Source organism: Cryobacterium sp. 10I5, from assembly GCF_035019865.1.
GTDB classification, from domain to species: Bacteria; Actinomycetota; Actinomycetes; order Actinomycetales; family Microbacteriaceae; genus Cryobacterium; species Cryobacterium breve_A.
Map to the genome: position 1 here is coordinate 1 of NZ_JASJVI010000017.1, position 26,698 is coordinate 26,698.

The window sequence follows — 26,698 nt, forward strand, 5'->3', positions numbered from 1 at the left end:
GTTCACCGGGGGCGGGGTTACCGGGGGCTGGTTCGGGTCGGTCATGACTTACGGCTCCTTTGGGCTTCGATCAGCTGGCGGTGCCATAGTGGCACCCCGATCGAACGGGTGTCAACGTGCATGACGCGCCATGTCTGTTCCCGCCAGCGTATCGCGGATGCACAGGAAGGCGAGGTGGGACGGAAGTTTCAGCCCTGGATGACCGAGGCGGGAAGTGTCGAATCCGCGCCGAAGTCGAGGGTCGACGGCTCGTGTCCCGCCATGATCAGCTGGGCGCCGAGTGCGGCGATCATGGCGCCGTTGTCGGTGCACAGGTCGAGCGGCGGGATGCGCAGCGCGATGCCGGCGGCATCCGTTCGTTGGACGGCGAGTTCACGGAGCCGCGCGTTCGCGATCACCCCGCCGCCGAGGAGCAGGCGCGGCACGCCGAGGTCGGTGCATGCGGCGACGGCTTTGGTGAGCAGGATGTCGATGACGGCCTCCCGGAAGCTCGCCGCGACGTCCGCGAGCGGCACGATCTCCCCCGCGTCGCGGGTCTGTTCGACCCAGCGGGCGACCGAGGTCTTCAGTCCGGAGAAGGAGAAGTCGTAGCGGTGGTGCTCCATGTCCTTGTGGTGACTGAGGCCGCGCGGGAAGCGGATGTATCCCGGGTCGCCGCCGAGCGCCACCCTGTCGATCTGCGGGCCGCCGGGGTAGGGCAGGCCGAGGATGCGGGCGACCTTGTCGAAGGCCTCCCCCGCCGCGTCGTCGATGGTCTCGCCGAGCAGTTCCACGTCGGAGACGAGGTCGCGCACGAGGAGGAGCGAAGTGTGCCCCCCGGAGACGAGGAGGGCGATCGTCGGGTATTCGAGGGGCTCCGTTCCCGGTTCGGTGCCGGTCTGGAGAACGTCGGCGCCGACATGGCCGACGAGGTGGTTGACCGCGTAGATCGGCTTTCCGAGGGCGATCGCGAGGGCCTTCGCGGCGCCGACGCCGACCATGAGTGCTCCGGACAGGCCGGGGCCGTAGGTGACGGCGATCGCGTCGACGTCCTCGAGGCGGATGCCCGCGTCCTCGGTCGCTGCGCGGATCATCGGGACGAGCTCCTCGAGATGGGCGCGGGCCGCGACCTCGGGTACGACGCCGCCGTAGCGGGCGTGCTCGTCCATCGATGAGGCGATCGTGTTGGAGAGCAGCCGGCTTCCGCGCACGATCCCGATGCCGGTTTCGTCGCACGAGGTTTCGATGCCGAGCACCAGGGGGTTGTCGCGGTTCATTCGGTCGCCTCCGCGGCATCCGTCGGGTCGGTCTGGGACAGCACCGGGTCGGGCGCGGCGAGCGCCGCCTCCGCGGGCGGGACCGCTAGGCGCATCACGAGCGCATCGACGTTGTCGGGCTGGTAGTAGCCGCGGCGCACGCCGATCTCCTCGAAGCCGAGCCGGAGGTAGACCCGCTGGGCGCCGGGGTTGTCGGCGCGGACCTCGAGGAACACCTCGCGGATGCCGCGTTTGCGGGCCTCGGTGATGAGGCTCTGCACGAGGGTGCCGCCGAGCCCCTTGCGGCGGGCCGTCTCGGTGACGGCGATGGTCTGAATGTCGCCCTCGAGGGCGCCGCGCGGGGCGAGCAGCCCGGCGTAGGCCTCGATGCGGTCGGGCTGGTCAGGCGGGACCGCGACGAGGTAGTAGCAGTCCGGGTCGGTCACGTCGCGGAGCATGCCCTCGGCGGACCAGGCGTCGTTCTCGAAGAGGCGGGTCTCGAGGGCCATGATGCCGTCGAGGTCGCCGGCGTGGGCGCGGCGGAGCTGCCAGGTCACTCAGCTCACCCGTTTCGGGCCGTTGGGCAGGGTGACGTCGGGCGAGCGCAGGTAGAAGGCGGCGTCTGTCGCGAAGGCCCGGTCGTTTTTGAGCAGCAGTTCGGCGACCCGGCCGAGGTCGGCGGCGGGCACGGTCACGGCGTCCGCACGGGCGAGGTCGGCGTAGGCCCAGTCGGGCTCGAGCAGCACGGCCGGCTTCGCGACCCCGGGCGCGGCGAGGCGCACGGGCAGGCCCGCGGCATCCGCCCCGCTGTATGCGGACCAGTTGACTTCGCGCCGGCGGGCGTCGGTCACGACGACGAGGCCGCCGGTGTGGCCGGCCCGGTAGCGGCCCAGGGCGATGGCGTCGTGGCTGATCACCGGGTGGAAGGGCAGGCCGGCGCCGAGCGCGAAGACGCGGGCGGCGGCGATGCCGACGCGGAGGCCGGTGAAGGGGCCGGGGCCCATGCCGCCGACGACGCCGGTGAGGTCGGTGACCCGGACGTTCGCCCGGTCGAGACACTCGGCGATGAGGGTGCCGATCACCTCGGCGTGGCGCATCGTGTCTGCGGTGTCGATGTCCGCGAGCACGCCGCGGTCCCCGTCGACGACCGCGACGCTGGTTCCGGCGGAGGTATCGATGGCGAGAAGCACCCGTTCAGCCTATTCCCCGAGCCACGCGCTCTCGAACCCGGCCCAGCGGGGGCCGAATCCGGTGATGGTGACGGTGCGCGGTTCGTCGAGGTCGACGTCGAGGTCCAGGCCGGGGGCGGCGGATGCCCGGGCGGAGCCGGCTGCGCCCGCCGGCCCGGTCTGCAGTGCGCCCGTCGGCCGCTCGATCTCGATGTCGAGCCAGGATTCGGCGACGCCGTCGAGCAGGCCGCGACCCCATTCGACCACGACGACCGAGTGTTCGAAGTCGATGTCGAGGTCGTCGAGTTCCATCGCGCCGTGCAGCCGGTAGGCGTCGACGTGCACGAGCGGCGGGCCGCCGACGAGACTCGGGTGTGTGCGGGCGAGCACGAAGGTCGGGCTGGTCACCGCGCCGCGTACCCCGAGTCCGACGCCGAGGCCGCGGGTGAAGGTGGTCTTGCCCGCGCCGAGCGGACCGGTCAGAACGAGCAGGTCGCCCGAGCGCAGCCCAGCGGCGACGCGGACGCCCCAAGAGTGCATCGCGGCGGCGTCGGGGATCACCCGGCGGTTCATCGCGCGGGCTCCCCGCTCTCGCTGAGGACAGCCCGGTAGCTGCGCGGAACGCGGTGCCCGATCCGGGTGACGATCTCGTAGTTGATCGTGCCGGCGGCATCCGCCCAGTCGGCCGCGCTCGGCACCGGCTCCGGCCCTCCCCCACGCACGTCGGGGTCGCCGAAGAGCACGACCTCGTCCCCGACGTCGACACGGTCCTGGCCGACGCTCACGACGAACTGGTCCATCGCGATGCGGCCGACGATCGGGTAGCCGCGGCCGTTGATGTTCACCCGGGCGGAGCCGGAGGCGGAGCGGGGCACGCCGTCCGCGTAGCCGAGGGGCACGAGGGCGAGGTTGCCGTCCTCAGGGGCACGCCACAGGTAGTCGTAGGACACGCCGGCTCCCGCGGGCACCCGGCGCACGGCGGCGACGCTCGCGCGGAGGGTCATCGCCGGTGCGAGGCCGAGCTCCCGCGGGCTCGCGTCGTCGAAGGGGGACAGTCCGTAGAGCCCGATGCCGATCCGCACCATCGAGAACCGGGCGGCGGGCAGGCGCAGCGCGGCCGCGGTCGACGCGAGGTGGGCGAGCTCCGGGGTCAGCCCTGCCGCTGCGGCCAGGTTGAGGCCGATTGTGAAGCGGGCGACGGCCTCGTCGTCCGCCACCGGGGAGGCGTTGGAGAGGTGGCTGAAGATGCCGCGGACGTGCACGAGACCGTCTCGTTCGAAGCCGGCGGCGAGCGCGAAAACCTCGGCCCAGTCCGGCCCGTTCAGACCGTTGCGGCTGAGGCCGGTGTCGAGTTTCAGGTGGACGTTCGCGACGCGGCCGAGCCGGCCGGCGGCATCCGCAACGGTGCTCAGCTGGCGGGCGGACGAGATGCCCAGGTCGATGTCCGCTGCGATGGCGGGGGCGAAATCGGTGTCTGGCCCGTGCAGCCAGGCCAGGAGCGGGGCCTCGATGCCGGCGTCGCGGAGCGCGTGCGCTTCGGTGAGGTCGGCGACGCCGAGCCAGTCTGCCCCGGCGGCGAGGGCCGTGCGGGCGATGGGAACCGCTCCGTGGCCGTAGGCGTTGGCCTTGACGACGGCCATGAAGTGCGGGGTACCGATCGCCGCGCGCAGGTGGACGACGTTCGCGGCCACCGCACCGAGGTCGATGACGGCCTCGCGGAACTCGCTCACGACGCACCCTCGAGCACCACGAAGGCGCAGGCGACGCCCGCATCGTGGGTCATGGTGAGGTGCACGGAGTCGACTCCGCGCACGCGCAGCACCTCGGCCATGACCCCGCTGAGCCGGAATCCGGGGTTGCCGTGCTCGTCGTTCACGACTTCCATCTCCTGCCAGCTCGTGCCCGCACTGTCGCCGAGCGCCTTGATCAGTGCTTCCTTGGCCGCGAATCGCGCTGCAAGGGAGTGGGTGGGCAGGCCACGTTCCCCGGCCGCGAAGAGCCGGGGAACGAGACCCGGGGTGCGCAGCACCTGCCGGTCGAACCGGTCGAGGTCGACGATGTCGACGCCGATGCCGCGAATCACTCCCGTGCCCGCCTGCCCGTTCCCGTTTCGCCCGTGTCTATTCGACCGTGACCGACTTCGCGAGGTTGCGGGGCTGGTCGACGTCGAGGCCCTTGACCGTTGCGAGCTCCATCGCGAAGATCTGCATCGGGACGACCGCGAGGAACGGCTCGAAGAGCGGCGAGGCGAGCGGGATCCGCAGGACGGTGTCCGCGAACGGCAGCACGGCCACGTCACCCTCTTCGGCGATCGCGATGATGCGGGCGCCGCGGGCGCGGATCTCCTGGATGTTCGAGACCACCTTGGGGTGCAGGTGAGCGGAACCGCGGGGGCTCGGCACGACGACGAAGACGGGCTGGCCCGGCTCGATCAGCGCGATCGGGCCGTGCTTGAGTTCGCCGGCCGCGAAGCCTTCTGCGTGGATGTACGCGAGTTCCTTGAGCTTGAGCGCGCCCTCGAGTGCGATCGGGAAACCGACGTGGCGACCGAGGAAGAGCACGGCACGGGTGTCCGACATCCAGGCGGCGAGCTCGTGCACGGCGCTCTCCTGGAGCAGGGTGGTCGCGATCTTCGCGGGAATGGCCTGGAGCTCGACGACCTCGGCCGCGGCATCCGCTTCGGTGATGCTGCCGCGTACCCGGGCGAGGTGCAGGGCGAAGAGGTAGAGGGCGGCGATCTGGGCGGTGAAGCCCTTCGTCGAGGCCACGGCGACCTCGGGGCCGGCGTGCGTGTAGATCACGGCGTCCGACTCGCGGGGAATGGTCGCACCCTGGGTGTTGCAGATCGAGATGGCCTTGGCGCCGGACTCCCTGGCGAACTTGACCGCCATCAGGGTGTCCATGGTCTCGCCGGACTGGCTGATCGAGATGATCAGGGTCTCCGGGTTGAGCACCGGGTCGCGGTAGCGGAACTCGTGGCTGAGCTCGACGTCGACGGGGACCCTGGTCCACTTCTCGATCGCGTACTTGGCGACGTAGCCGGCGTTCGCGGCGGTGCCGCAGGCGACGATGACGATCCGGCGGATGCTCGCGAGCACGTCGTCTCCGAAGGCCTCGAGCTCGGGCACGACGGCCTGGCCCTCGTGGATGCGGCCGAGCAGGGTGTTGGCGACGGCGTCGGGCTGCTCGGAGACTTCCTTGGCCATGAAGCTCGACCAACCGCCCTTTTCAGCGGCGGAGGCGTCCCAGGCGATGTCGAATTCCTCGAACTCGACGGGGTTGCCCTCGAAGTCGGTGATGGTGACGACCTCCGGGGTGATCGTGACGATCTGGTCCTGGCCGACGGCGACGGCACGGCGGGTGAACTCGACGAACGCGGCGACGTCGGAGCCGAGGAAGTTCTCGCCGTCGCCGAGGCCGATCACGAGAGGGGAGTTGCGACGGGCGCCGACGACGACGCCGGGCTGGTCCTGGTGTACCGCGAGGAGGGTGAATGCGCCGTCCAGGCGGCCGACGACGCTCAGGAACGCGGCGCTCAGGTCGCCGAGGCGCTGGTATTCGCGGCCGAGGAGCACAGCGGCGACCTCGGTGTCGGTCTCGCTCTCGAAGGTGAAGCCCTCGGAGAGGAGCTCCTCCTTGAGGACCGAGAAGTTTTCGATAATTCCGTTGTGGATAAGGGCGAGCTTGCCGTTGTCGCCGAGATGCGGGTGCGCATTCGCGTCGGTCGGTCCGCCGTGGGTAGCCCAGCGGGTGTGGCCGATGCCGGTACGCCCATTGTTGATCGGATTGGCCTCGAGGTCGCCGGCCAGGACGGCGAGCTTTCCGGCCCGTTTCCTGGTGTTCAACACGCCGCCATCGTCGATGACGGCGATCCCCGCTGAGTCGTAACCGCGGTATTCCAGTCTCCGCAACCCCCTCATCAGGACCTCGACGCTTTTATCTTCCCCGACATAACCCACGATTCCGCACATAGCCCCGATTTTAGTCCGACTAAGCTGTGTGGAATGTCCGATCCAGCCGCGAGCCTCTGGAACAACGGCCACACCACACCGTTCGTCGAGCTGGATCGAGCGGACTGGGCGGCCCTTGCACCCACCACCCAGCTCCCCCTCCGTGAGACCGAGATCGTGCAGCTGCGCGGCCTCGGCGAGCCGCTCGACCTCGGTGAGGTGACCGATGTCTACCTGCCCGTCAGCCGCCTGCTCAATCTCTATGCCGCCGGAGCGAGCCAGCTGCACCGGGCGACGAGCGACTTCCTCGGCGAACGCGCCCGCCGTACCCCGTTCGTGATCGGCGTCGCCGGGTCCGTCGCCGTCGGCAAGTCGACCATCGCCCGGCTGCTCCGGGAACTGCTCGCCCGCTGGGAGGACACCCCCCGGGTCGAACTCGTGACGACAGACGGGTTCCTGTTCCCGAACGCCGAACTGGCCCGGCGCGGACTGATGGCCCGCAAGGGATTTCCAGAGTCGTACGACCGGCGGTCCCTGCTCCGCTTCGTGTCCGCCGTCAAGGGCGGCGCCGCCGAGGTGCGGGCACCGTTCTATTCGCACCTGAACTACGACATCGTGCCCGACGCGCAGATCGTGGTGCGCCAGCCGGACGTCCTCATCGTCGAAGGCCTCAACGTGCTCGCACCGCCGACCACGGGGCACGGGCTCACGGTCAGCGACCTGTTCGACTTCACCGTGTACGTGGATGCGCGCACCCAGGACATCGCCCGCTGGTACGTCGACCGGTTCCTGCGCCTGCAACGCGGCGCGTTCAGCAACCCGAAGTCCTACTTCCACCGCTACGCGACGATGACCGAGGACGAGGCCCGCCGTGAGGCCCGCCGGATCTGGGACGAGATCAACGAGCCCAACCTCGTGCAGAACATCCTGCCGACGCGCTCCCGGGCCACCCTGGTGCTCCGCAAGGACGAGAACCACACTGTGTCGAAGGTGCTGCTCCGGAAGCTCTGAGCCCCGCGCGGCATCCGCCCGCTGCCCTGACCGATTCGACGGAGTTTTTGGGTTTTCGATACGTGGGAGACCGGGTAAACCGGTTCAGAACCGAAAATCTCCGTCGAATTGGTTCACCTCGCGGCGTAGAGTCGACTCACCAATCGTTCTGGCCGACCCGACTGGAGGCGTGATCGTGAGAGCCGTGTACACCGCGCTGGTGCTGTACCTGGCCGGCCCGCTGCTCACGCTCATCCTCGTGCCGACCGAACCGGGGATCATGTTCCTCGCCGGAGTCGCGGTACTCGGCGTCGCGCTCGCGATCGGGGTCCAGTGCCGGCTCACGGCCGCAGACGCCCTTGAGATCACGGTCGGCCGTCGCTCGCACCGACACCGCGAGGTGCTCAGCGAACGCGCCGCACCGAGTCATCCCAACACCGCCGGGCGTCCACGCCCGCGCGCACCGGGTCGGCCGCCCGCGGTCGCCTAGTCCCCAGCCGGCAGCTCCAACGCAGGGCAAGGTCGCGCGACCGCAGACGCGACCATTCTTCCTCCGACCGTTGGGATATCCTCCGTGGACTTCTATTCCGTTGCGCCCGTCGCAGCCCTGCTCCAAGCCGCCTCTGCGGCGCTCACCGCCTTGTCCTCCGCGCTCGCACCCGTTACCGGCGCGAGCAGCACCGCCCTCGTGATCGTCCTCGTCACGCTCCTGTTGCGGGCGGTTCTCGTACCGGTCGGCCGCGCGCAGGTGCGCGCCGAGTTCGTCCGCCGGCGCCTCGCGCCGAAACTCCGGGAGCTGCAACACCGGTACCGGGCCAACCCCGAACTCCTCACCCGCAAGACCGCAGAACTCTACGCGGCCGAGAAGGCGTCACCCCTGGCCGGATGCCTGCCGACGCTCCTGCAGGCGCCGGTCGTGTCGACCGTGTACGCGCTCTTCGTCCTCGCCAGCATCAACGGGCAGCCGAACCCGCTGCTCGCGCAGGAACTGGGCGGCGTGCCGCTTGGCACGTCGTTCCTCACGTTCCTGGGTGCCGCGCCGGTGTGGCCGGGCCTTCTGCTGTTCGCAGCGCTCCTGGCCGTCATCGCCCTGGCCGCTGGATTCTCGCGGCGCCTGGCCAGGACATCCGCGCCGCCGGTCGTGCCGACAGCCCGGCCGACGGAGTCACGGCTCGCCGCTGTCCTCAGCTGGCTCCCGTTCCTGACGGTCGCCTTCGCGAGCATTGTTCCGCTGGCCGCGACGCTTTACCTCACGGTCTCCACGACCTGGACGCTCGTCGAACGCGGCATCCTCTACCGCTCGTTCGCTGCGAGCGGGCCCGGATCCTAGAGGGAGTCGAGGGCGAGGCGCTCGCGCACGACGTCCGCGAGCGAGTGCGCGAGCCGGTCGGCAGTGGCCTGATCGGCCGCCTCGACCATGACGCGCACCATGGGCTCCGTGCCAGACGGACGCAGCAGCACCCGGCCGGTGTCGCCGAGTTCGGCTTCGGCCGCGCGGACGGCGGCGGCGATGACCTCGTCGGACTTCAGCGCGTGGTGATCGACGCCGCGAACGTTCACGAGGATCTGCGGGAACACCGTCATCACGGCGGCGAGTTCGTGGAGCGGCTTGCCGGTGCGGGCCATCTCGGCCACGAGGTGGAGTCCGGTGAGGATTCCGTCACCGGTGGTCGCGAAGTCGGTCATGATGACGTGTCCGGACTGTTCCCCGCCGAGGGACAGGCCGTGCGCGTTGAGCTCTTCGAGCACGTAGCGGTCGCCGACCTTGGTCTCGATCATGCGGATGTCATTGGCCGCCATGGCGCGGCGGAGGCCGAGGTTGCTCATCACGGTGGCCACGAGCGTGCGGTCCTTGAGCACGCCCCGCTCGGCCATCGAGACGGCGAGGATCGCCATGATCTGGTCGCCGTCGACGACATTGCCGTTCCGGTCCACGGCGAGGCAGCGGTCGGCGTCTCCGTCGTGCGCGATACCGACGTCGGCACCGTGCTCGAGGACGGCCTTCGCGAGGTTGTCGAGGTGGGTCGAGCCGACCCCGTCGTTGATGTTGAGTCCGTTGGGGTTGGCGCCGATGACGGTCAGGCGCGCGCCGGCATCCGTGAAGACCTGAGGGGACACGCCGGCGGCTGCGCCGTTGGCGCAGTCGAGGACGACGTGGATACCGTCGAGGCGGTGCGGGAGAGTGCCGAGAAGGTGCACGACGTAACGGTCTTCTGCGTCCGCGAAGCGGGAGATCCGGCCGACGTCGCCGGCGATCGGCGTGAGCTTGTCGTGGTCGAGGTGGGCCTCGATGCGATCCTCGACGTCGTCGGGAAGTTTGGTGCCACCGAAGGCAAAGATCTTGATGCCGTTGTCGGGGGCGGGGTTGTGCGAGGCGGAGATCATCACGCCGAAGTCCGCGCCGATATCCGCGATCAGGAATGCCGCGGCCGGCGTGGGGATGACGCCGGCGTCAAGGACGTCGACGCCGGAACTGGCGAGGCCTGCGGCCACTGCCGAGGCGAGGAATTCGCCGGAAATGCGCGGATCACGCGCGAGGACGGCGACCGGACGGCGGCCCTCGGCGCGTCGCGATTCAGCGCGGCGTCCCTGGGTCAGCACGGCGGCACTCGCCTGGGCGAGGCCCAGGGCCAGGCCAGCCGTGAGATCACGGTTGGCCAGGCCCCGAACACCGTCGGTGCCGAAAAGTCGAGGCATGTCGGCGCCGACTATCTGACTAGCGCTTCGAGAACTGAGGCGCCTTACGGGCCTTCTTGAGTCCGGCCTTCTTGCGCTCCTTGACGCGAGCGTCACGGTTGAGGAAGCCGGCCTTCTTGAGGATGGCGCGGTTGTTCTCTTCGTCGATCTGGTTGAGCGAACGCGCGATGCCGAGACGCAGGGCGCCGGCCTGGCCGGAGGGGCCACCGCCGGTGATGCGTGCGATGACGTCGTAGCTGCCGATCAGGTCGAGGACCTTGAACGGGTCGTTGATGAGCTGCTGGTGAAGCTTGTTCGGGAAGTAGTCCCCGAACTCGCGACCGTTCACCGTGATGGTGCCGGAGCCGGGAACGATGCGCACGCGGGCGATGGCCTGCTTGCGACGACCCACGGCTGCGCCGGGAACGTTGAGGACGGCGCGGGGCGCCTTGGTTACGATTTCGGCCGGGGTCTCGGTGGAGTAGCTCTCCGGAGCCTGGTCAATCTGATCTGCGATCTTCGCCACGATGGTGTGAATCCTTTTTTCTTAGAGTCGAGAAGTCTGGTGGCCGGCGCTACTGAGCGACCTGGGAGAGGGTGTACGGCTTGGGCTGCTGCGCAGCGTGCGGGTGCTCCGGGCCGGCGTAGACCTTGAGCTTCGCGAGCTGGGCGCGACCGAGCGAGTTCTTCGGCAGCATGCCGCGAATCGCTTTCTCAACCGCACGCGTCGGGTGCTTCTCGAGCATCTCCGAGTAGTTCTGGGCGGAAATGCCGCCCGGGTAACCGGAGTGGCGGTATGCGATCTTCAGTTCGAGCTTCTTGCCGGTGAGAGCAATCTTCTCGGCGTTGACGATGATGACGAAGTCTCCCATGTCCATGTGGGGAGAGAACGTTGCCTTGTGCTTCCCCCGGAGGAGAACGGCGGCGTGGCTGGCAAGACGACCGAGCACGATGTCTGTGGCGTCGATGACGACCCAGTCGTGCTGGACTTCGCTTGCTTTGGGAGTATAAGTGCGCGTCACTGTTGTGCTGCTTTCTTGTTCGAACGGAGGTGTTCGTGAATCCCGCTCCGGGTGTGTTCCCCGACGGGGAACACGATCGATGGAGGGCTCACGTTCGCGTGCCTGGCTGCAACGCACAGACACCAGAGGTCAATGCTAGTCCGCCGGGAGCCCCGGCGCAATTCGGCGGCGCGATTCGGCTTCGCGTTGCGCTACTCTTCGTCCTCGTCGAGGGCGCGCCGGGCGCGGGTCTCGAGGGCGCGGGCCGCGAGCTGGTCGTCGGCGGGATAGTCGACCTTGAGCAGGGTGAGACCCTGCGGCGGCATGACCTTGAACTCGCTCGTGCGGGCCCGGTTGATCCGCAGCGTCGCAAGCCGTTCCCCCGCGAGCCGTCCCTCCCCGACCGCGACACACGCCCCGACGAGTGCACGCACCATGCTGTGGCAGAAGGCGTCCGCCTGCACCGTGGCGACGAGCACACCGTCCGGGTCCCGCCGCCAGCTGAACTCCTGCAGGGTGCGGATCGTCGTGGCACCCGGGCGGGGTTTGCAATACGTCGCGAAGTCGTGCAACCCGAGCAGGGACGCCGCGGCCACCTGCATCGGCTCGAGGTCGAGCGCGAAGCCGTGCCAGGTCGTGCGCAGCCGGTCCTGCGGGTTGTGCCCGAGTACGGAGTCGGCGATCCGGTACTCGTAGCGTCGCCAGTTCGCCGAGAATCGCGCGTCGAATCCGGGGGGTGCGACGGCGGATGCCTTGATCACGATCTCCGGCTGGGTCACCAGGATCCCGCCGAGCCTCCGCTGCACCATCACCGCGAGGGTCGCGGGGGTCCGTCCCCTTCCCCGTCGGAGCAGGCTCGCGACCTGGTCGGGGGTGAGGTCGAAGTGCGCGACCTGGCCGAGGGCGTGCACCCCCGCATCCGTTCGCCCGGCGACGATGAGGGACGGGTATGGGGGGTAGCTCTGCAGGATCGCGGCGAGCCCTGCCTCGATCTGGCCCTGCACGGTTCGGAGCTCCGGTTGAATCGCCCAACCCGAAAAATCGGTGCCGTCGTAGGCGATGTCCAGCCTGATCCGGGTGTTCTCCGGGAGCGGGGAGACAACGGGGGCGGCAGGAAGATTCACGGACGTAAGTGTAAGTGCCGGGCCGGGTATCGTTGAACCCGGACCGGCTCCGCTCACCATTATGAAACCCAGTTACCGCACCCCCGTATCTCTGCGCCCGGACTCTGAACCCCGGGCCGCGCAGCGGCTTTCCGGCCTCGACGGCCTGCGCGGCATCGCCGTGAGCGTCGTGCTTGTCTTCCATTTCTTCCCACAGGCGCTGCCCGGCGGCTTTGTCGGCGTCGACGTGTTCTTCGTGATCAGCGGGTTCCTGATCACCGGTCTCCTCGTGGACGAATACGCCCGGTCCCGCCGGATCTCGTTGCGCCGTTTCTGGGGGCGCCGGGTACGCAGGCTCGTTCCGCCCCTCGTTCCCCTCGTGTTGATCTGCTGCACTGTCGCGTGGATGCTCGGCGGCGACGTGCTCGTCGGCCTCGGCTGGCAGGTGCTCGGCGCGGCGACGTTCGGCTACAACTGGGTGTCGATCGCGGGCTCGGCGAGCTACTTCTCCGCGACGAGCCCGGAGCTGTTCCGGAACCTCTGGTCCCTCGCCGTCGAGGAGCAGTTCTACCTGGTCTGGCCGTTTGCGCTGCTCGCCCTGATGCTCGTGCGGTCCTCCCGCTTCCGGCTCGTGCTCGTGTGCGCCCTCGGCCTCGGCTCGCTGGTATGGATGGGGTTCCTGTTCCAGCCGGGCGCGGACCCGACCCGGGTCTACTACGGCTCGGACACGCACAGCTTCGGACTCTTCGCCGGTGCGGCCCTCGCGCTCCTGCTGCGGCGCCCGAACGGCCTGGGCGCGCCGACCGGCACCTCGACCGGAACCGCGAGCGCCGCCGTCGCCCGCACCGGCCCGGCGGGCTTCACCCGCTTCGCCGACCGGCTCGTCTCCCCCGCCCGGCTGCGGCCCTGGCTCGGCCTCGCGGCGCTCGTCGGCATCGGCGCCGCGGCGGCCTGGCTGCCCGCTGCCGGTCCCCTCGCCTACCGGGGTGGCCTCGCCGCCATCAGCCTGCTGTCCTGCGCCGTGATCTGGGCGGCCGTGCGCGGCGACCGGTTCGGCCGTTGGCTCGACACCCCCGTGCTCCGCTGGCTCGGCGAGCGGTCGTACGGCATCTATCTCTGGCACTGGCCGGTCTTCGTGCTCGCCGGTGTCGCCTGGCCCGCCGCGGGCATCGGGGTGGAGCTGCTCGCCGTCGCCGTCGCCGTCCTCGTGGCCGCGGCTTCCTACCGGTGGCTCGAGCAACCGGTGCGGCGCAGGGGCGTGCGCGGCAGCATCCGTGCCCTCTCGGCTTTCGCGACCGAGTCGTGGTCCCGGCTCGGGGTCGTCGGCGTCGCCGCGATGCTCGGCCTCATCCTCGTCGGCGGCACGACGGCCGCCGTCGTCGTAGCCCCCGCCGAGACGAGTACGCAGGCGCAGATCACCCGGGGCCGCCAGCTGCTCGACGCCACCCAGGCCGACCGGAAGCGCGAGGACGCGGAACGGAAGAGCGACCCGACCGCGGCGCCGGCGCCGGTCGCCGAGGGCGACCTGATCTCGGCCGTCGGCGACTCCGTGATGCTCGCCTCGGCCCCCGAGCTCGAGGACCGGTTCCCGGGGATCCTGATCGACGCCGCGGTGTCCCGGGGGATGCGGGCCGCTCCCGACATCCTCGCCGCCCAGGCGAGCGCGGGTACGCTCCGCCCGGTTGTCGTCGTGGGGCTCGGCACCAATGGGCCGATCACCGCGGACGAGCTGCTCGCGATCGAGTCCGTGATCGGCCCCGACCGGAAGCTCGTGCTCGTGACGGCTTTCGCCGACCGGGACTGGACGGCGGGCGTGAATGAGGCCCTGGCCGGTTTCGCGGCCCGGCACCGCCTCGTCGGCATCGCCGGCTGGCACGACGCGATCGCGCCGCACACCGACGTCCTGGCCGGGGACAATATCCACCCCGGCCCCACCGGAGGGCGCATCTACGCCGACTGCGTCGCATCGGCGCTGGACTGGCTCGCCCCGCAGCATGCGCTGCACGGCCGCGACCCCTACCGGCTCGGCCCGGACCCCGTCGTCCTCCGTCCCTGGGCATAACTCCTGCAAATTCCGGCCGGCTGCCGGGACCCCTGGAATCACGCGGCCGATCCGGCCCCGCAGCAGAATGTGCCGGAGTTATGCCTCACGAGGGGGAGACACAAAGGAAGGGCCCGACCGAAGTCGGGCCCTTCCGGGTGGAGCAGGTGAAGCGAGGGTTACTTGGCTTCCTCGACGGGAGCTTCGGCAACGGCCTCGTCCTCGGCCGGGGCGTCGACGACGGCCTCGGTCTCGGCGGGGGCCTCGACGACGACGGGTGCGACTGCAGCAGCTGCAGCGGCGGACGTCTTCGCGGACTTGACCTTCGGCGTGACGGGCTCGAGAACGAGTTCCATCTGGACCATCGAGGCGTTGTCACCCTTACGGAAGCCGAGCTTCGTGATGCGGGTGTAGCCGCCCTCGCGCAAGGCGACCTGGGGTGCGATCTCGGTGAAGAGCTCGTGCACGACGGTCTTGTCGCCGATGGTGGCCAGAACGCGACGACGGGCGTGCAGGTCGCCCTTCTTCGCGAACGTGATCAGTCGCTCGGCGACCGGACGAAGGCGCTTGGCCCGCGTTTCGGTCGTCTTGATCGACTTGTGGGTGAACAGCGAGGCGGCAAGGTTGGCGAGCATGAGGCGCTCGTGTGCCGGGCCGCCACCGAGGCGTGCTCCCTTAGTGGGCGTGGGCATTAGTAATCTCCAGTATCAAAAGTCAAAAGTCAGTCGGGAGACTGCTTTTAGATGGTTTCTTCGTCGTAGCCGCTGTAGAAGTGGGCGCCGTCGAATCCGGGCACCGAGTCCTTCAGTGACAGGCCAAGCTCGACGAGCTTGTCCTTGACCTCATCCACCGACTTCTGTCCGAAGTTGCGGATGTTCATCAGCTGGGTCTCCGAGAGGGCGACCAGTTCGCTGACGTTGTTGATGCCTTCACGCTTGAGGCAGTTGTACGAACGAACCGACAGATCGAGGTCTTCGATCGGGATCGACAGTTCGGTCGACAGCACGGCGTCGACCGGCGCGGGGCCGATTTCGATGCCCTCTGCGGCGGTGTTCAGCTCGCGGGCCAGACCGAACAGCTCGGTCAGGGTGCGACCGGCGGATGCGATGGCGTCGCGAGGCGAAATCGCCGACTTGGTCTCCACGTCGACGACGAGGCGGTCGAAGTCGGTACGTTCACCGGCACGGGTTGCCTCGACACGGTAGGTCACCTTGAGCACGGGCGAGTAGATCGAGTCAACCGGAATCTGGCCGGCCTCGGAGTACTCGTTGCGGTTCTGGGTGGCCGACACGTAGCCGCGGCCACGCTCGATGGTCAGTTCGAGTTCGAACTTGGCCTTGTCGTTCAGGGTGGCGATGACCAGTTCGGGGTTGTGCACCTCGACGCCGGCCGGAGCCGAGATGTCGGCGGCGGTGACCTGGCCGGCACCCTGCTTGCGCAGGTACGCCGTGATCGGCTCGTCGTGCTCGCTCGAGATGACGAGTCCCTTGATGTTCAGGATGATCTCGGTGACGTCTTCCTTGACACCGGGAACCGTGCTGAATTCGTGGAGCACGCCGTCGATGCGGATGCTGGTGACAGCGGCTCCGGGGATCGAGGAGAGCAGGGTGCGACGCATGGAGTTGCCGAGGGTGTAACCGAAGCCAGGCTCGAGCGGCTCAATGATGAACCGGGACCGGAACTCCGAGATGTTCTCCTCGGTGAGCGTGGGGCGCTGTGCGATAAGCACTATTGATTCCTTTCGGCAAAGTGTCCGCTATATGACACTTGCGAGGCGAGGTGTTGAGTGTGAAAGAAAAAAGAATCGCGCGGGGCCTGGACCCCTCCGTGAGGAGCAGTCCAGGCCCGGCGATCCGCGGCGGCCGGTGCCGTCACGAGGACGGACCCGGCCAGTGCGGGTGCTTTAGACGCGGCGACGCTTCGGCGGACGGCAACCGTTGTGGGCCTGGGGCGTGACGTCGTTGATCGAGCCAACCTCGAGGCCGGCGGCCTGAAGGGAGCGGATCGCGGTTTCGCGGCCTGAGCCGGGTCCCTTGACGAACACGTCAACCTTCTTCATACCGTGCTCCTGCGCCTGGCGGGCGGCCGATTCGGCTGCCAGCTGTGCGGCGAACGGGGTCGACTTGCGTGAACCCTTGAAGCCAACTCCACCTGAGGACGCCCAGCTGATGACCGCACCGGTGGTGTCGGTGATCGAGACGATGGTGTTGTTGAACGTGCTCTTGATGTGGGCCTGGCCCACGGCGACGTTCTTCTTTTCTTTCTTGCGCGGCTTCCGTACGGCCGACTTGGGTGCTGCCATGAATTTCTCCTGAATCCTAAAGGCGAGACGGGCCAGGCCGAGGCCTAGCGCGCCTTCTTCTTGCCGGCTACGGTGCGCTTCGGGCCCTTGCGGGTGCGAGCGTTGGTCTTGGTGCGCTGGCCGCGGACGGGCAGGCCCTTGCGGTGGCGGATTCCCTCGTAGCTGCCGATCTCGACCTTGCGGCGGATGTCGGCGGCAACCTCACGGCGGAGGTCACCCTCAACCTTGAAGGTTCCTTCGATGTAGTCCCGGAGGGCGACGAGCTGGTCGTCGGTCAGGTCCTTGACTCGGATGTTTCCATCGATTTCAGTGTCGGCGAGGGTCTTGAGTGCCCTCGTGCGGCCAACACCAAAGATGTAAGTCAGTGCAACTTCCACGCGCTTATCGCGGGGAATATCAACGCCGGCTAGACGTGCCATTATGGCTTCTCCTGTATATGAGTGGAGGTCTGTAGCAGTGCCCGTTCATCGGCCTCCAACCGATGGTGTCCCCCCTCGCGGGGTTCCTGGCACTGCTATTTTCTGTATTCAGTTGAATCGTTCACCAGGGTGAGCCTGTCGGATGACAAACTCACACCGGCTAACCCTGACGCTGCTTGTGACGCGGGTTCTCGCAGATGACCATCACGTTGCCGTTACGGCGGATGACCTTGCACTTGTCACAGATCTTTTTGACGCTGGGCTTGACCTTCATGGTGTGTCCTTGTATTCGCTGTCTTCGTACCCGCGGAATGCCGCGGGCCGTTACTTACAGCAACTTTTTACTTGTAGCGGTAGACGATCCGGCCGCGAGTCAGATCGTAAGGGCTCAGCTCCACGATCACGCGGTCCTCAGGAAGGATGCGGATGTAGTGCTGACGCATCTTGCCCGAAATGTGGGCAAGAACTTTGTGGCCGTTCGTCAACTCAACGCGAAACATCGCATTGGGAAGAGCTTCGACTACTGCGCCCTCGATTTCGATGACACCGTCTTTTTTGGCCATAACTCACTATCACTAGGTATTGATTGCTGGTCGTGCGGGGATGTGGTGCTCTAGACACGCCGCAGGCGACGGCATCAGACACCAAGGATTTACTCTATGGTATGAAGTTGCCTCTTGGCAATTCTTCCCTATAATCCCTTGGCAATTGCTGCTGCCGCCGCCCGTTTCAGTGCGGAATTGTCCTGTTTTGTGCTTGTGGAGCCGATTGTGCTTTTTTTCGGCCGCGGTCGACCTAGAGCGTGCGCTGCACGCCCGCGACGACGGTGACCACGTCCGAGAACAGCGGATGCGTCGCATCCAGCCCGCAGACCTCCGTCACGAAGGCCTCCGCGTCGAGGCCGCGGAGCTTCGACTGCAGTTCGACGCTTTGCTCGTCATCGGCCACGTCGAAGCGGAGGGCTGCGCCGACCGCCTCGAGCAGTGCCGTCGGGCGGGTGCCGCGTTCGGCGATCTCCGCGGCGGGGCCGATGAACCGCTCGTGCCTGCTGAGCTTGCGGAGCGGCTGGCGTCCGACGCGCTGCACGGTGTCGGGAAGGGCCGGGTTCTTGAACCGAACCAGGATCTTCTCGCGGTAGGCGCGCTGGGCATCCACATCGAGGCCGTGCTTGGCCACCAGGAGGGCACTGGTCTCCTCCAGGACGCGCCGGGCGCCGTCAAGCACCTCGGGCACCAGGAGGGCATCCGAGATCTTTGTGACGCCGGCAACGGAGCCGAGGTAGGCGACCGTGGCATGGCCCGTGTTGACCGTGAACAGCTTGCGCTCGATGTAGGGCGCGAGGTTGTCGACGAAGGTCGCGCCGGGGATCACGGGCACGGCGCCGTTGAAGGCGCCGCGCTCGATGACCCACTCGTAGAAGGCCTCGACGGTGACGTCGATGCCGCTGCCCTCCGCCTGCCCGGGAACGATCCGGTCGACGGCTGTATTGGCGAAGGCGACGCGCGCAGCGATGGCCGCACGATCCCCCTCAGCCACGTGGAGCCAGACCTGTTCCGCGAGCACGTCCGTCGCGTTGATCGCGTTCTCGCACGCCATCACGGCGAGCGGGGGCAGCGATGCGTCGCGGGCCGCGAGTCCGGCGGCGATGACCGGGGCCACGAAGCGCAGCACGGTCGGGCCGACGGCGGTCGTGACGATGTCGGCGGTCGCGATCTCCTGGATCAGTGCGGCCTCGTCGGTCGCGCTGTTGATGGCGCGGAAGTTGTCGACCACGCGAGTGGTCGACTCCTCCCCCGCCTCGTGCACCGAGTAGCTCGTCGCGGCCTTGAGGGCGTCGATCAGGGAAGCATTCACATCGGCGAAGACCACCTCGTATCCGGCGTCGTGAAGCAGGAGGCCGACGAAACCGCGACCGATATTGCCTGCACCGAAGTGAATTGCTTTCATTCTGCGTTGACCTCCTCGAGGAGAGCGTAAATCTCTCCTGCATTTCCTGCATCGATCAGTTTCTGTACTTCGTCCTCGTCCGAGAAGACGATGGCGATCTTCGAAAGGATCGCGAGGTGCTCGTTGTTGAGCCCCGCGATCCCGACCGCGAACCGGACCGGGTTGCCGTCCCAGTCGATGGGCGTGTCATAGCGAACGAGGGAGAGCGCCGAATGAAGGATCGACTCCTTCGCCTCGTTCGTGCCGTGCGGGATGGCGAGGAAGTTGCCCATATAGGTCGACACGCTCGCCTCCCTGTCGAACATCGAATCGACGTACGCCTGGGTCACTGCACCCGCGGCGACCAGCAGGGCGCCGGCCTCCTTGATGGCGTCGTTCTTCGTGGTGGCCGTTCCCGCAGACACCACGTTGCCGGGCTCGAGGATCTGATCGGTCACAGTGTGGCCTCTGAGTCCGCCTTGCTCTGGAGCAATTCGACGACCTCGTCGTACTTCGGGCTGTTCATGAAGTTCGACACCGAAACGTGCACGGATGCCGGCGACTTCTGCTGGGCCCTCGCGGTGAGGTCCTGGTGGGTGATGACCAGGTCGGCGGTGCCGTCGAGGTTCGCGATGGCCTGGTTGGTCACCGTGATGCCGTCGATGCCTGCCTTCTTGATCTTGTTGCGCAGGACGGAGGCGCCCATGGCGCTCGATCCCATGCCGGCGTCGCAGGCGAAGACGATGTTCTTCAGCTGGTGGCCTGCGGCGGCCGCGGTGGCGGCATCCGTGGTGCCCGCGGCGGCGAGGTTGCCCAGGACGCTGGAGGACTTGCCCTTCAGGGCCTCGGTCTTGGCGACGGCCTCGGTGAGGTCGTTGTCGAGGCCGGCGGCGATGTCGCGCTTGCGGCTGGCACGGAGGATCACGGAGGCGATCAGGAACGACACGGCTGCAGAGCCGATGACCGAGAGGACGACGCCGACGTAGCTGTCCGGTGCGGTCTGGAGGAGCACGGCGAAGATGCTGCCGGGCGAGGCGGGGGCGCGGAGTCCGGTGTGGAACGCGACGTTGATCGCAACACCGGTCATGCCGCCGCCGATGGTGGCGAGGATGAGGATCGGCTTCATCAGGACGTAGGGGAAGTAGATCTCGTGGATACCACCGAGGAACTGGATGATGATCGCGCCGGGTGCACTGGCCCTGGCCAGTCCGACTCCGAAGAACGAGAACGCGAGGAGCAGGCCGAGGCCGGGGCCGGGGTTCGCCTCGATCAGGAAGAGCAGCGACTTGCCGGATTCAGCAACCTGCTGCACGCCGATCGGGGTGAACACGCCGTGGTTGATGGCGTTGTTCAGGAACAGCACCTTGCCGGGCTCGACGAGGATGCTCGCGAGCGGCAGCAGGTTGTTGGCGACGAGCCAGTTGACGCCGCCTTCCAGCATGGTGCTGAAGCCGGTCACGACCGGGGCGATTCCGAAGAACGCGCCCAGGGCGAGGATGGCGCCGAGGATACCCGAGGAGAAGTTGTCCACGAGCATCTCGAAGCCGGGGCGGATCTTGCCCGCCCACAGGCTGTCGAGCTTCTTGAGCAGCCATGCGGAGAGCGGGCCGACGATCATCGCACCGATGAACATCGGGATCGCGCTTCCGACGATGACACCCATGGTGGCGATCGACGCGATGACGCCGCCGCGGACGCCGTAGACCATGCGGCCACCGGTGTTGGCGATCAGGAGCGGGAGCAGGTACAAGATCATCGGGTCGACCATCTTGGCGACGGTCTCGTTCGGGGTCCAGCCGGTCGGGATGAAGAACGCGGTGATGAGGCCCCATGCGATAAACGCCGCGATGTTGGGCATGATCATGCCGCTGAGGAAGGTGCCGAAGCGCTGCACGTGGACGCGCGCTCCGCCTCCGCTCTTCGTGTCAGTTGACGTCGTCGTCATTTCTCTGCCTTTCGTTGTGTGTTCGGGTTGTGATTGCGGGTGTTGTGATTGCGGGTGAGCTGTGAAACGACTCGCACGGACTAGTCCGTGGGAGAGAAGGTGGCGGCCAGGTTCGTCGCCGCGGCGCGAGCGGATGCCGCGCCGTCTGCCGCGAGGGCGACCTCGGCGAGCTGCCGGGCCTCCTCCGCGCTGAACCGGGCGAGTTCCGCCCGGACGTCTGAGAGTGCCGCAGAGGACATGGACAGGCTGGTGGCCCCCAGTCCGACGAGCACGACGGCGAGCAGGGGATCCGCAGCCGCCTCTCCGCACACCCCGACCGGTTTGCCGAGGTTACGGCCTGCTGCGCCGACCTCAGCAATCAGTCGCAGGACCGCGGGGTGCCACGGGTTCTGGTAGCCCGCGACCGAACCGAGGAGACGGTCGGCGGCGAGGGTGTACTGGGTGAGGTCGTTGGTGCCGATCGAGGCGAAGTCCGCGTGCTGCAGGATACGGTCGGCCAGGAGTGCGGCTGAGGGGATCTCGACCATGACGCCGGCGGTCTTGAGCCCGAGCTTGTGGGCGAGCTCCACGAAGTAGGTGGTCTCCTCGACTGTTGCGACCATGGGAGCCATCACCCAGACGTCGGCGTCGGTCGCGGCATCCGCTTCGGCGAGCGCGGTCAGCTGTTCGCGAAGGATGTCTTCGGAGGCGCGCAGCGCGCGGAGGCCGCGGAGGCCGAGTGCGGGGTTCTCCTCGTCGGCGTCGTTGAGGAACGCGAGCGGCTTGTCGCTTCCGGCGTCGAGGGCACGCACGACGACCTTCTTGCCGGGGAACGCGTGCAGCAGGCGTGCGTACTGTTCGGCCTGCTCGAGGATCGTCGGCGCGTTGTGGGAATGGAGGAAAAGGAATTCGGTGCGGAACAGGCCGACACCTTCTGCGCCGAGGGCGACGGCCTGAGCTGCGCCGTCTGCGGAGCCGAGGTTCGCGAGCAGCGGCACCGGGGTGCCGTCGCGGAGCCGGCCCGGGCCGGTCGGGGCCTGGGCGCGGAGGGCACGGGCGCGGATGCGGGCTTTGGCCGATTCGACCTCTGCCTCGGTCGGGGAGACGGTCACGATGCCTGCGGCGGCATCCACGATCACGAGGGTGCCGTCAGCGAGGTCGGTCGCCCCGGTGGCGCCAACGATCGCGACAATTGCCTTGTCGCGGGCGAGGATCGCGGTGTGGGAGGTGGGGCCGCCGTCACTCGTGACGAGACCGAGAACGCGGGTGAGATCGAGCAGCGCGGTGTCGGCGGGGGCGAGGTCGTGGGCGACGAGGATGAACGGTTCCTCCTGCTCCGGCACGCCGGGGGCTGCCCGGCCGCCCAGCTGGGCGATGACCCGCTGGGACACGTCGTCGAGGTCGGCTGCGCGTTCGGCGAGGTACCCGCCGAGTGCGGTGAGCTGGTCGCGGAACGTGGCGAAGGCCTCGAATACGGCGCGCTCCGCGGTCTTGCCGGTCGCGAGCCGTTCGGTGAGGTCGTCGACGAGGGTGGGGTCCTCCGCCATCATGGCCTGGGCTTCGAGGACTTCCTGGGCCGCTCCGCCTGCGCGTTCGGCGCGGGCCTCGAGGTCGACGGCGACGAAACGCTGGGCGGATGCGGCGCGGGCGCCTTCGTCCTCCGGGGTGAGTGCGCTGGGGGTGTCCGTGGGTTCGGGGAGCGGTTCGGGCATCCGCAGCACCCGGCCGATGGCGACGCCCTGGCCGATGCCGGTGCCGGTCAGGTCGGTGCCTGCCGCGGCGGATGCGCTCACGATGCTCATACCGCGACCCGCGTCGCGGAAGTCGCGGTGTCCGCGACCGGCAGGTCGTGGTCTGCGGCGAGGAGGGCGACGAGGGTGTCGAGGGCCGCACCGGCGCTGTCGTCGCTGGTTGCGAGGGTGACCTCGTCGCCGTTGCCGAGGCCGAGGGAGATGACGGCGAGGATGCTGGCGGCGTTGACGGGCTTGCCGCCGGCCTTAGCGAGGGTGACCTTGACGCCGGAGTCGGCTGCTGCCTTCGTGAAGAGTTTCGCGGGGCGGGCGTGCAGGCCGTTCGCCGAGCCGATTCGAACGATGCGTTCAATCATCGGTGGGGTTCCTTCCGGTGGAGTGTGACGTGCTGTACTGGGTCATGCCGCGGCTGCGAGAGCCGCGTCGAGTGCTTCGGATCCGTCTCGGGCAGTGAAGATGGTGTCGGCCAGGAGTGCGCAGCCCACACCGTGCTCGGCCGCCAGCGCCCGGATCTCGGGGAAGCGTGCGGCCAGGTGCGGGCCGACGAGCAGGGCGTCGATGCCCGCGAGGGCATCGGGTAGTTCTGTTTCGCTGGCCGCGGCGACCGTGGCGGCGAGGCCGCGTTCGGAAATGGTCCGGCGCATCCGCAGTGCGACGAAGGTGCTGGACGCGCCCGCACCACAGATCACAAGAATCCTCATTGACTCAGCCTTTCGGTGTTTCGACTGTTTCAGTTTCGTCCGGTAGCCCGGCCCCGGCCAGTAGAGCTGTTTCCGCACCCCCGGAAATGCGGCGCGGGAATACTGCGTGGAAACGAGGGAGGGAATACCGGAGGGGTGCAGCATGATTGACTAGCTAGGACAATGTGGAGTTTTGTGCGATGAGCGACAAACAAACGCGGATGCTGGAGTATCTGTCGCAGACGCCGGTCTGGGTGACCGCCGGCGAACTCGCCGACCACCTCGGTGTCACGCCGCGGACCGTGCGCAGTTACGTCACGAGCGTGAAGGCGGCGGCGCATCCGCTCGACGTGATCGAATCGGGGACGGCCGGGTACCGGCTGGACCTCGAGGCGTACGCGGTGTTCCGGTCGAGCCACAAGGCCGCCGAGCCGGAGACCAGGCAGAACCGGCTCTATGCCCTGGTCAGGCGCCTCACCGAGTCCGACAACGGCCTCGACGTGTACACCCTCGCGGCGGAGTTGTTCGTGAGCGATTCCACGATCGAAGCCGATCTGGCCCGGGTGCGGTCGCTGCTTCCGGAGACCGGACTCACTCTCGGGCGGCGCGGAAGCGTCGTCACCCTGGCCGGTTCGGAGACCGATCGGCGCCGGCTGCTCAGCCGGATGTTCCGCGAGGAGACCGATCGAGGGATGCTCAACCTCGAGACCATCCAGCGCGAGTTCGCGTCGAAGAGCCTCAGCGCCTTCAAAACCGACCTGATCGCCATGCTCGACGCCCAGGGCTACTTCGTGAACGAGTACGGCACCAACGACGTGCTCCTGCACGTGGCGATCGCGGTCGACCGCGTCACGAAGCGCGCGGCCCCGCTGCCCGCGGAACCGCAGGCCACTCCCCCGGACGAGATGACCCGGGCGCTCTCCGTCTTGATCAAACGGCATTTCGACGTCGAGCTCGCGATCGGGGACCTCGACTACATCGGTCTCCTCCTCACGACCCGGGTGATCACACCGGGCCACGACCAGCCGGCCAAGAAGCTGATCGAGAATTTCGTGCGCCCGGAGGACCTTGACACGGTGCGTCAGATCGTGACGCGCGCGAGCGAGGAGTTCCTCGTCGACCTCACCGAGGAGACGTTCATCGTGCGGCTCACCCTGCACGTGCGGAACCTGATCAACCGCGCCCAGGACCGGTCGTTCGCGCACAACCCCCTGACCCGGTCGATCAAGACGAGCTACCCGATGATCTACGAGCTCGCGGTGTACATCGCGAGCCAGCTGCAGCGCCAGGAGCGGATCGTGATCAACGACGACGAGATCGCGTACATCGCGATGCACGTCGGCGCGCACCTGCAGCAGCAGTCCCGCCGCGTGGACCTCGTCAGCTGTGCGATCGTCTGCCCGAACTACTACGACATGCACGTCCTGCTCCGGGAGCGCATCGAACGGGTCCTCGGCGACGAGCTCGAGGTCGTCTCCGTCGTCACGCGCAGCGACGTGGACTGGAGCGGCCTCGAGGCCGACCTCGTGCTCACGACGATCGACCCCGGCCTCCTCGGCGACGGGATCATCGTCATCCAGCCCTTCCTGACCGAAACCGACATCGAGCGGATCCGGAAGGCCGCGAGCCGGGTGCGCAGGCTGCGGAGGCGGGCGCACCTCAAGGACGACCTGCTCCAGTTCTTCGACGCCTCGCTGTTCTCACACAACTTCTACGCGAGCGACGAGGACGCCATGATCCGCGCGCTCGGCGAACGGATGGCCGCGCAGGGAATCATCGAACCGGAGTACATCGACGGTGCGATCGAGCGCGAGCTGATGAGTTCGACGGCGTTCACCGACAACCTCGCCGTGCCGCATTCGATGTCGATGACCGCGAACAGGACGTCGATCGCGATCGTGATCAACGACACCCCGATGGACTGGGGCGAGGCGCGGGTCAACGTCGTCGCGCTCGTGGCGTTCAGCGCCGCGGGACGCAAGAGCTTCCAGGACGTCTTCGACCAGTTCGTCGAGGTCTTCTCCGACCGCAACGACGTGCAACGGCTCGTCCGGAGGTCAGTCGACTTCGCATCCTTCATCGACGAGCTCGTGCACCTGATGGACCAGTAGCCCTCGCCGGCACCGGGAGTCAGGCGGGCAGTTCGGCCCAGCCGCGCGATTTGAAGGCGTAGACGGCGAGGTCGAGTGCCTCGTCGCCATTCTGGGACGCGAACACGGTGTCGGGCAGCAGGGCGACGCCGACGCCGCGCTTGATCGCCTGCGCGCGAATCTTCTCGTAACGCGGGGCGAGGTACGGGCCGACGAGCAACACATCGATGGTGTCGAGTGACGCGGGGAGGTCGGATTCGCTGCCGGCGTGAACCGTCAACTCGAGGCCCCTGTCCTCACCGGTACGGCGCACTCGATGGGCGACGAAGGCGCTGGACGCTCCGGCACCGCAAACTACGAGAATCCTCATTGACCTGCTCATTTCTTCGACGGGCTCTGCCCACTTCCATCCTCCCGCTAATCGGGGTCTTTGGCTAGCGGATGCCGCATCGCGGCGCGCCGCTACCCCTCCCCCGTTTCCTCCCGCGAGAGTACGAATTCGGCCCTTAAACCCGCGGGTTAAGGGCCAAAAACGTACTCTCGCGGAACGGACGCGCGCGTTGTGGGGCTGCTGAGCGCCAGGGCGGGAGGTGTTAGGGGATGGGGACGGGCGTGATACCGAGGGGGGCGAGCTGGGCGGCTCCGCCGTCCTCAGCGGTGAGCACCCAGATGCCGTCCTTGTGCACGGCGACGCTGTGCTCCCAATGCGCGGCAGCGAGGCCGTCGCTCGTGGCGACCGTCCAGTCGTCGTCCCGCACGAAGGTCTCGATCGATCCGAGAACGACCATCGGCTCGATCGCGACGACGAGCCCGGGCTTGACCTCCGGGCCCTTCTGGCGCACCCGGTAGTTGAAAACGGGCGGGGCCTCGTGCATGGACCGGCCGATGCCGTGACCGACGTAGTCGGTGAGGATTCCGTAGCTGCCCTGGGACTCGATGTAGTCCTCGATGGCGTCGCCGACCTCAGTCAGGTAGCGGGCCTCGGCGAGGCGGGCGATGCCGTGCCAGAGCGACTGTTCGGTGACGTCGGAGAGCTTCTGGCGTTCGGCGACGACCTCCGGGCGCGTCGGGTCGGGGATCACGTAGCTGAATGCGGCGTCGCCGTTCCAGCCGTCGATAATCGCGCCGCTGTCGATGGACACGATGTCGCCGGCGCCGAGAACCCGGGCACCGGGGATGCCGTGCACGACGTCGTCGTTCACGCTCGCGCAGACTGTGTGGAAGTAGCCGTGCTCGAGCTTGAAGTTCGGCAGGCCGCCCCGGGCGACGATCGCGGCCTCGGCGGCCGCGTCGAGCTCGAGGGTCGTGGCACCCGGTCGCATCAGCGCGCGGGCCGCGTCGAGGGACGCGGCGGTCGCGAGCCCCGGTGCGATCATCAGCCGCATCTGTGCCGGCGATTTGTAGATGGATCGACGTAGGCTCATTGCCTGGTTCCCCGCAA

At 68.0% G+C, this 26,698-nt stretch carries 30 protein-coding genes; 5 read left to right on the plus strand and 25 right to left on the minus strand.

Going from position 1 to position 26,698, the window contains the following annotated elements; translation table 11 throughout:
* Positions 1–188: 188 nt before the first annotated feature.
* From tsaD to glmS, 7 genes are read right to left on the minus strand one after another with little or no spacing between them, the layout of a single operon-like run.
* A complete protein-coding gene (gene tsaD / locus QN350_RS06960; protein ID WP_322137996.1) occupies positions 189–1,256 on the minus strand; it encodes a tRNA (adenosine(37)-N6)-threonylcarbamoyltransferase complex transferase subunit TsaD in 1,068 nt (355 codons plus the stop codon).
* Positions 1,253–1,792: a ribosomal protein S18-alanine N-acetyltransferase gene (gene rimI, locus QN350_RS06965; protein ID WP_322137997.1), complete on the minus strand. Its 540-nt coding sequence runs from the start codon at positions 1,790–1,792 to the stop codon at positions 1,253–1,255. The genes tsaD and rimI overlap by 4 nt, the downstream gene beginning before the upstream one ends.
* Entirely contained in the window at positions 1,793–2,425 is a 633-nt protein-coding gene (gene tsaB, locus QN350_RS06970; protein ID WP_322137998.1) for a tRNA (adenosine(37)-N6)-threonylcarbamoyltransferase complex dimerization subunit type 1 TsaB, read from the minus strand. It lies immediately after the preceding gene.
* A gap of 9 nt (positions 2,426–2,434) precedes the next feature.
* Entirely contained in the window at positions 2,435–2,977 is a 543-nt protein-coding gene (tsaE, locus tag QN350_RS06975; RefSeq protein ID WP_322137999.1) for a tRNA (adenosine(37)-N6)-threonylcarbamoyltransferase complex ATPase subunit type 1 TsaE, read from the minus strand.
* A complete protein-coding gene (gene alr / locus QN350_RS06980) occupies positions 2,974–4,134 on the minus strand; it encodes an alanine racemase (protein WP_322138000.1) in 1,161 nt (386 codons plus the stop codon). The genes tsaE and alr overlap by 4 nt, the downstream gene beginning before the upstream one ends.
* A complete protein-coding gene (locus QN350_RS06985) occupies positions 4,131–4,487 on the minus strand; it encodes a holo-ACP synthase (protein ID WP_281535887.1) in 357 nt (118 codons plus the stop codon). The genes alr and QN350_RS06985 overlap by 4 nt, the downstream gene beginning before the upstream one ends.
* Positions 4,488–4,524: 37 nt before the next feature.
* Positions 4,525–6,375: a glutamine--fructose-6-phosphate transaminase (isomerizing) gene (gene glmS / locus QN350_RS06990; RefSeq protein ID WP_323516033.1), complete on the minus strand. Its 1,851-nt coding sequence runs from the start codon at positions 6,373–6,375 to the stop codon at positions 4,525–4,527.
* A 33-nt stretch (positions 6,376–6,408) separates the two neighbouring features.
* Between glmS and coaA the strand changes: the two genes are divergently transcribed.
* From coaA to QN350_RS07005, 3 genes are all read left to right on the plus strand, one after another.
* Positions 6,409–7,365 (plus strand): type I pantothenate kinase, encoded by a 957-nt coding sequence (coaA, locus tag QN350_RS06995; protein WP_322138002.1) that lies wholly within the window; start codon positions 6,409–6,411, stop codon positions 7,363–7,365.
* A gap of 169 nt (positions 7,366–7,534) precedes the next feature.
* Positions 7,535–7,834 (plus strand): DUF6412 domain-containing protein, encoded by a 300-nt coding sequence (locus QN350_RS07000; RefSeq protein WP_281535888.1) that lies wholly within the window; start codon positions 7,535–7,537, stop codon positions 7,832–7,834.
* An 84-nt stretch (positions 7,835–7,918) separates the two neighbouring features.
* Positions 7,919–8,674: a YidC/Oxa1 family membrane protein insertase gene (locus QN350_RS07005; RefSeq protein WP_322138004.1), complete on the plus strand. Its 756-nt coding sequence runs from the start codon at positions 7,919–7,921 to the stop codon at positions 8,672–8,674.
* Here the strand turns inward: QN350_RS07005 and glmM are convergent.
* The 4 genes from glmM to truA all read right to left on the minus strand — a co-directional run bounded on the left by glmM (position 8,671) and on the right by truA (position 12,145).
* Positions 8,671–10,041 carry a phosphoglucosamine mutase gene (gene glmM, locus QN350_RS07010; protein ID WP_322138005.1) on the minus strand — a complete coding sequence of 457 codons (1,371 nt, stop codon included), beginning with the start codon at positions 10,039–10,041 and terminating at the stop codon, positions 8,671–8,673. The two genes, QN350_RS07005 and glmM, sit on opposite strands and share 4 nt — an antisense overlap.
* Before the next feature lie 19 nt (positions 10,042–10,060).
* Positions 10,061–10,546 carry a 30S ribosomal protein S9 gene (rpsI, locus tag QN350_RS07015; RefSeq protein ID WP_134449916.1) on the minus strand — a complete coding sequence of 162 codons (486 nt, stop codon included), beginning with the start codon at positions 10,544–10,546 and terminating at the stop codon, positions 10,061–10,063.
* Between the two features lie 49 nt (positions 10,547–10,595).
* A complete protein-coding gene (rplM, locus tag QN350_RS07020) occupies positions 10,596–11,042 on the minus strand; it encodes a 50S ribosomal protein L13 (RefSeq protein ID WP_134449915.1) in 447 nt (148 codons plus the stop codon).
* Positions 11,043–11,233: 191 nt separating this feature from the next.
* Positions 11,234–12,145 (minus strand): tRNA pseudouridine(38-40) synthase TruA, encoded by a 912-nt coding sequence (truA, locus tag QN350_RS07025; RefSeq protein WP_322138006.1) that lies wholly within the window; start codon positions 12,143–12,145, stop codon positions 11,234–11,236.
* Positions 12,146–12,206: 61 nt separating this feature from the next.
* Between truA and QN350_RS07030 the strand changes: the two genes are divergently transcribed.
* Positions 12,207–14,186: an acyltransferase family protein gene (locus tag QN350_RS07030; protein WP_322138007.1), complete on the plus strand. Its 1,980-nt coding sequence runs from the start codon at positions 12,207–12,209 to the stop codon at positions 14,184–14,186.
* 158 nt (positions 14,187–14,344) lie between these two features.
* Here QN350_RS07030 and rplQ read toward each other — a convergent pair whose 3' ends face one another.
* The 12 genes from rplQ to QN350_RS07090 form a co-directional block, all read right to left on the minus strand.
* On the minus strand, positions 14,345–14,857 hold the full coding sequence (gene rplQ, locus QN350_RS07035) for a 50S ribosomal protein L17 (RefSeq protein ID WP_322138008.1): 513 nt from the start codon (positions 14,855–14,857) through the stop codon (positions 14,345–14,347).
* Between the two features lie 47 nt (positions 14,858–14,904).
* Complete coding sequence (locus QN350_RS07040) at positions 14,905–15,894, minus strand: DNA-directed RNA polymerase subunit alpha (RefSeq protein ID WP_134449911.1); 990 nt, start codon at positions 15,892–15,894, stop codon at positions 14,905–14,907.
* 174 nt (positions 15,895–16,068) lie between these two features.
* A complete protein-coding gene (rpsK, locus tag QN350_RS07045) occupies positions 16,069–16,467 on the minus strand; it encodes a 30S ribosomal protein S11 (RefSeq protein ID WP_022883249.1) in 399 nt (132 codons plus the stop codon).
* A gap of 44 nt (positions 16,468–16,511) precedes the next feature.
* Positions 16,512–16,886 (minus strand): 30S ribosomal protein S13, encoded by a 375-nt coding sequence (gene rpsM / locus QN350_RS07050; protein WP_134534147.1) that lies wholly within the window; start codon positions 16,884–16,886, stop codon positions 16,512–16,514.
* Between the two features lie 160 nt (positions 16,887–17,046).
* Positions 17,047–17,160 carry a 50S ribosomal protein L36 gene (gene rpmJ / locus QN350_RS07055; RefSeq protein ID WP_035834639.1) on the minus strand — a complete coding sequence of 38 codons (114 nt, stop codon included), beginning with the start codon at positions 17,158–17,160 and terminating at the stop codon, positions 17,047–17,049.
* 67 nt (positions 17,161–17,227) lie between these two features.
* Positions 17,228–17,449, minus strand: a complete 222-nt coding sequence (gene infA / locus QN350_RS07060; RefSeq protein WP_022883252.1) for a translation initiation factor IF-1 — start codon at positions 17,447–17,449, stop codon at positions 17,228–17,230.
* Positions 17,450–17,681: 232 nt separating this feature from the next.
* Entirely contained in the window at positions 17,682–18,833 is a 1,152-nt protein-coding gene (locus QN350_RS07065) for a mannitol-1-phosphate 5-dehydrogenase (protein ID WP_281535891.1), read from the minus strand.
* Entirely contained in the window at positions 18,830–19,270 is a 441-nt protein-coding gene (locus QN350_RS07070) for a PTS sugar transporter subunit IIA (RefSeq protein ID WP_281535892.1), read from the minus strand. Before QN350_RS07070 ends, QN350_RS07065 begins: the two co-directional genes overlap by 4 nt.
* The gene (locus QN350_RS07075; RefSeq protein WP_281535893.1) at positions 19,267–20,757 is read right to left on the minus strand and encodes a PTS mannitol transporter subunit IICB; all 1,491 of its coding nucleotides are present in this window, start codon (positions 20,755–20,757) and stop codon (positions 19,267–19,269) included. The genes QN350_RS07070 and QN350_RS07075 overlap by 4 nt, the downstream gene beginning before the upstream one ends.
* 80 nt (positions 20,758–20,837) lie before the next feature.
* Complete coding sequence (gene ptsP, locus QN350_RS07080; RefSeq protein WP_322138009.1) at positions 20,838–22,538, minus strand: phosphoenolpyruvate--protein phosphotransferase; 1,701 nt, start codon at positions 22,536–22,538, stop codon at positions 20,838–20,840.
* Entirely contained in the window at positions 22,535–22,843 is a 309-nt protein-coding gene (locus QN350_RS07085) for an HPr family phosphocarrier protein (protein WP_322138010.1), read from the minus strand. The genes ptsP and QN350_RS07085 overlap by 4 nt, the downstream gene beginning before the upstream one ends.
* Before the next feature lie 42 nt (positions 22,844–22,885).
* Positions 22,886–23,188, minus strand: coding sequence for a PTS sugar transporter subunit IIB (locus tag QN350_RS07090; RefSeq protein WP_281535896.1), 303 nt, complete (start codon positions 23,186–23,188; stop codon positions 22,886–22,888).
* Positions 23,189–23,367: 179 nt separating this feature from the next.
* Here QN350_RS07090 and QN350_RS07095 point away from each other — a divergent pair, with 179 nt between their 5' ends.
* Positions 23,368–25,278 carry a BglG family transcription antiterminator gene (locus tag QN350_RS07095; RefSeq protein ID WP_281535897.1) on the plus strand — a complete coding sequence of 637 codons (1,911 nt, stop codon included), beginning with the start codon at positions 23,368–23,370 and terminating at the stop codon, positions 25,276–25,278.
* A gap of 19 nt (positions 25,279–25,297) precedes the next feature.
* Here the strand turns inward: QN350_RS07095 and QN350_RS07100 are convergent, their stop codons facing one another.
* Positions 25,298–25,627 carry a PTS sugar transporter gene (locus tag QN350_RS07100; RefSeq protein WP_322138011.1) on the minus strand — a complete coding sequence of 110 codons (330 nt, stop codon included), beginning with the start codon at positions 25,625–25,627 and terminating at the stop codon, positions 25,298–25,300.
* Positions 25,628–25,850: 223 nt separating this feature from the next.
* Positions 25,851–26,681, minus strand: a complete 831-nt coding sequence (map, locus tag QN350_RS07105) for a type I methionyl aminopeptidase (RefSeq protein WP_322138012.1) — start codon at positions 26,679–26,681, stop codon at positions 25,851–25,853.
* Positions 26,682–26,698: the final 17 nt, after the last annotated feature.

Excerpts from the sequence above, each read along its gene's own strand:
- tsaE (WP_322137999.1), bottom strand. The coding sequence starts at position 2,977 with ATGAACCGCCGGGTGATCCCCGACGCCGCCGCGATGCACTCTTGGGGC.
- glmM (WP_322138005.1), bottom strand. The coding sequence starts at position 10,041 with ATGCCTCGACTTTTCGGCACCGACGGTGTTCGGGGCCTGGCCAACCGT.
- QN350_RS07075 (WP_281535893.1), bottom strand. The coding sequence starts at position 20,757 with ATGACGACGACGTCAACTGACACGAAGAGCGGAGGCGGAGCGCGCGTC.
- QN350_RS07090 (WP_281535896.1), bottom strand. The coding sequence starts at position 23,188 with ATGAGGATTCTTGTGATCTGTGGTGCGGGCGCGTCCAGCACCTTCGTC.
- infA (WP_022883252.1), bottom strand. The coding sequence starts at position 17,449 with ATGGCCAAAAAAGACGGTGTCATCGAAATCGAGGGCGCAGTAGTCGAA.
- rpsK (WP_022883249.1), bottom strand. The coding sequence starts at position 16,467 with ATGGCAGCACCCAAGTCGGCCGTACGGAAGCCGCGCAAGAAAGAAAAG.
- ptsP (WP_322138009.1), bottom strand. The coding sequence starts at position 22,538 with ATGAGCATCGTGAGCGCATCCGCCGCGGCAGGCACCGACCTGACCGGC.
- map (WP_322138012.1), bottom strand. The coding sequence starts at position 26,681 with ATGAGCCTACGTCGATCCATCTACAAATCGCCGGCACAGATGCGGCTG.
- coaA (WP_322138002.1), top strand. The coding sequence starts at position 6,409 with ATGTCCGATCCAGCCGCGAGCCTCTGGAACAACGGCCACACCACACCG.
- tsaD (WP_322137996.1), bottom strand. The coding sequence starts at position 1,256 with ATGAACCGCGACAACCCCCTGGTGCTCGGCATCGAAACCTCGTGCGAC.
- QN350_RS07065 (WP_281535891.1), bottom strand. The coding sequence starts at position 18,833 with ATGAAAGCAATTCACTTCGGTGCAGGCAATATCGGTCGCGGTTTCGTC.
- QN350_RS07030 (WP_322138007.1), top strand. The coding sequence starts at position 12,207 with ATGAAACCCAGTTACCGCACCCCCGTATCTCTGCGCCCGGACTCTGAA.
- QN350_RS07100 (WP_322138011.1), bottom strand. The coding sequence starts at position 25,627 with ATGAGGATTCTCGTAGTTTGCGGTGCCGGAGCGTCCAGCGCCTTCGTC.
- rplQ (WP_322138008.1), bottom strand. The coding sequence starts at position 14,857 with ATGCCCACGCCCACTAAGGGAGCACGCCTCGGTGGCGGCCCGGCACAC.
- rpsM (WP_134534147.1), bottom strand. The coding sequence starts at position 16,886 with ATGGCACGTCTAGCCGGCGTTGATATTCCCCGCGATAAGCGCGTGGAA.
- rpmJ (WP_035834639.1), bottom strand. The coding sequence starts at position 17,160 with ATGAAGGTCAAGCCCAGCGTCAAAAAGATCTGTGACAAGTGCAAGGTC.
- QN350_RS07095 (WP_281535897.1), top strand. The coding sequence starts at position 23,368 with ATGAGCGACAAACAAACGCGGATGCTGGAGTATCTGTCGCAGACGCCG.
- glmS (WP_323516033.1), bottom strand. The coding sequence starts at position 6,375 with ATGTGCGGAATCGTGGGTTATGTCGGGGAAGATAAAAGCGTCGAGGTC.
- QN350_RS07085 (WP_322138010.1), bottom strand. The coding sequence starts at position 22,843 with ATGATTGAACGCATCGTTCGAATCGGCTCGGCGAACGGCCTGCACGCC.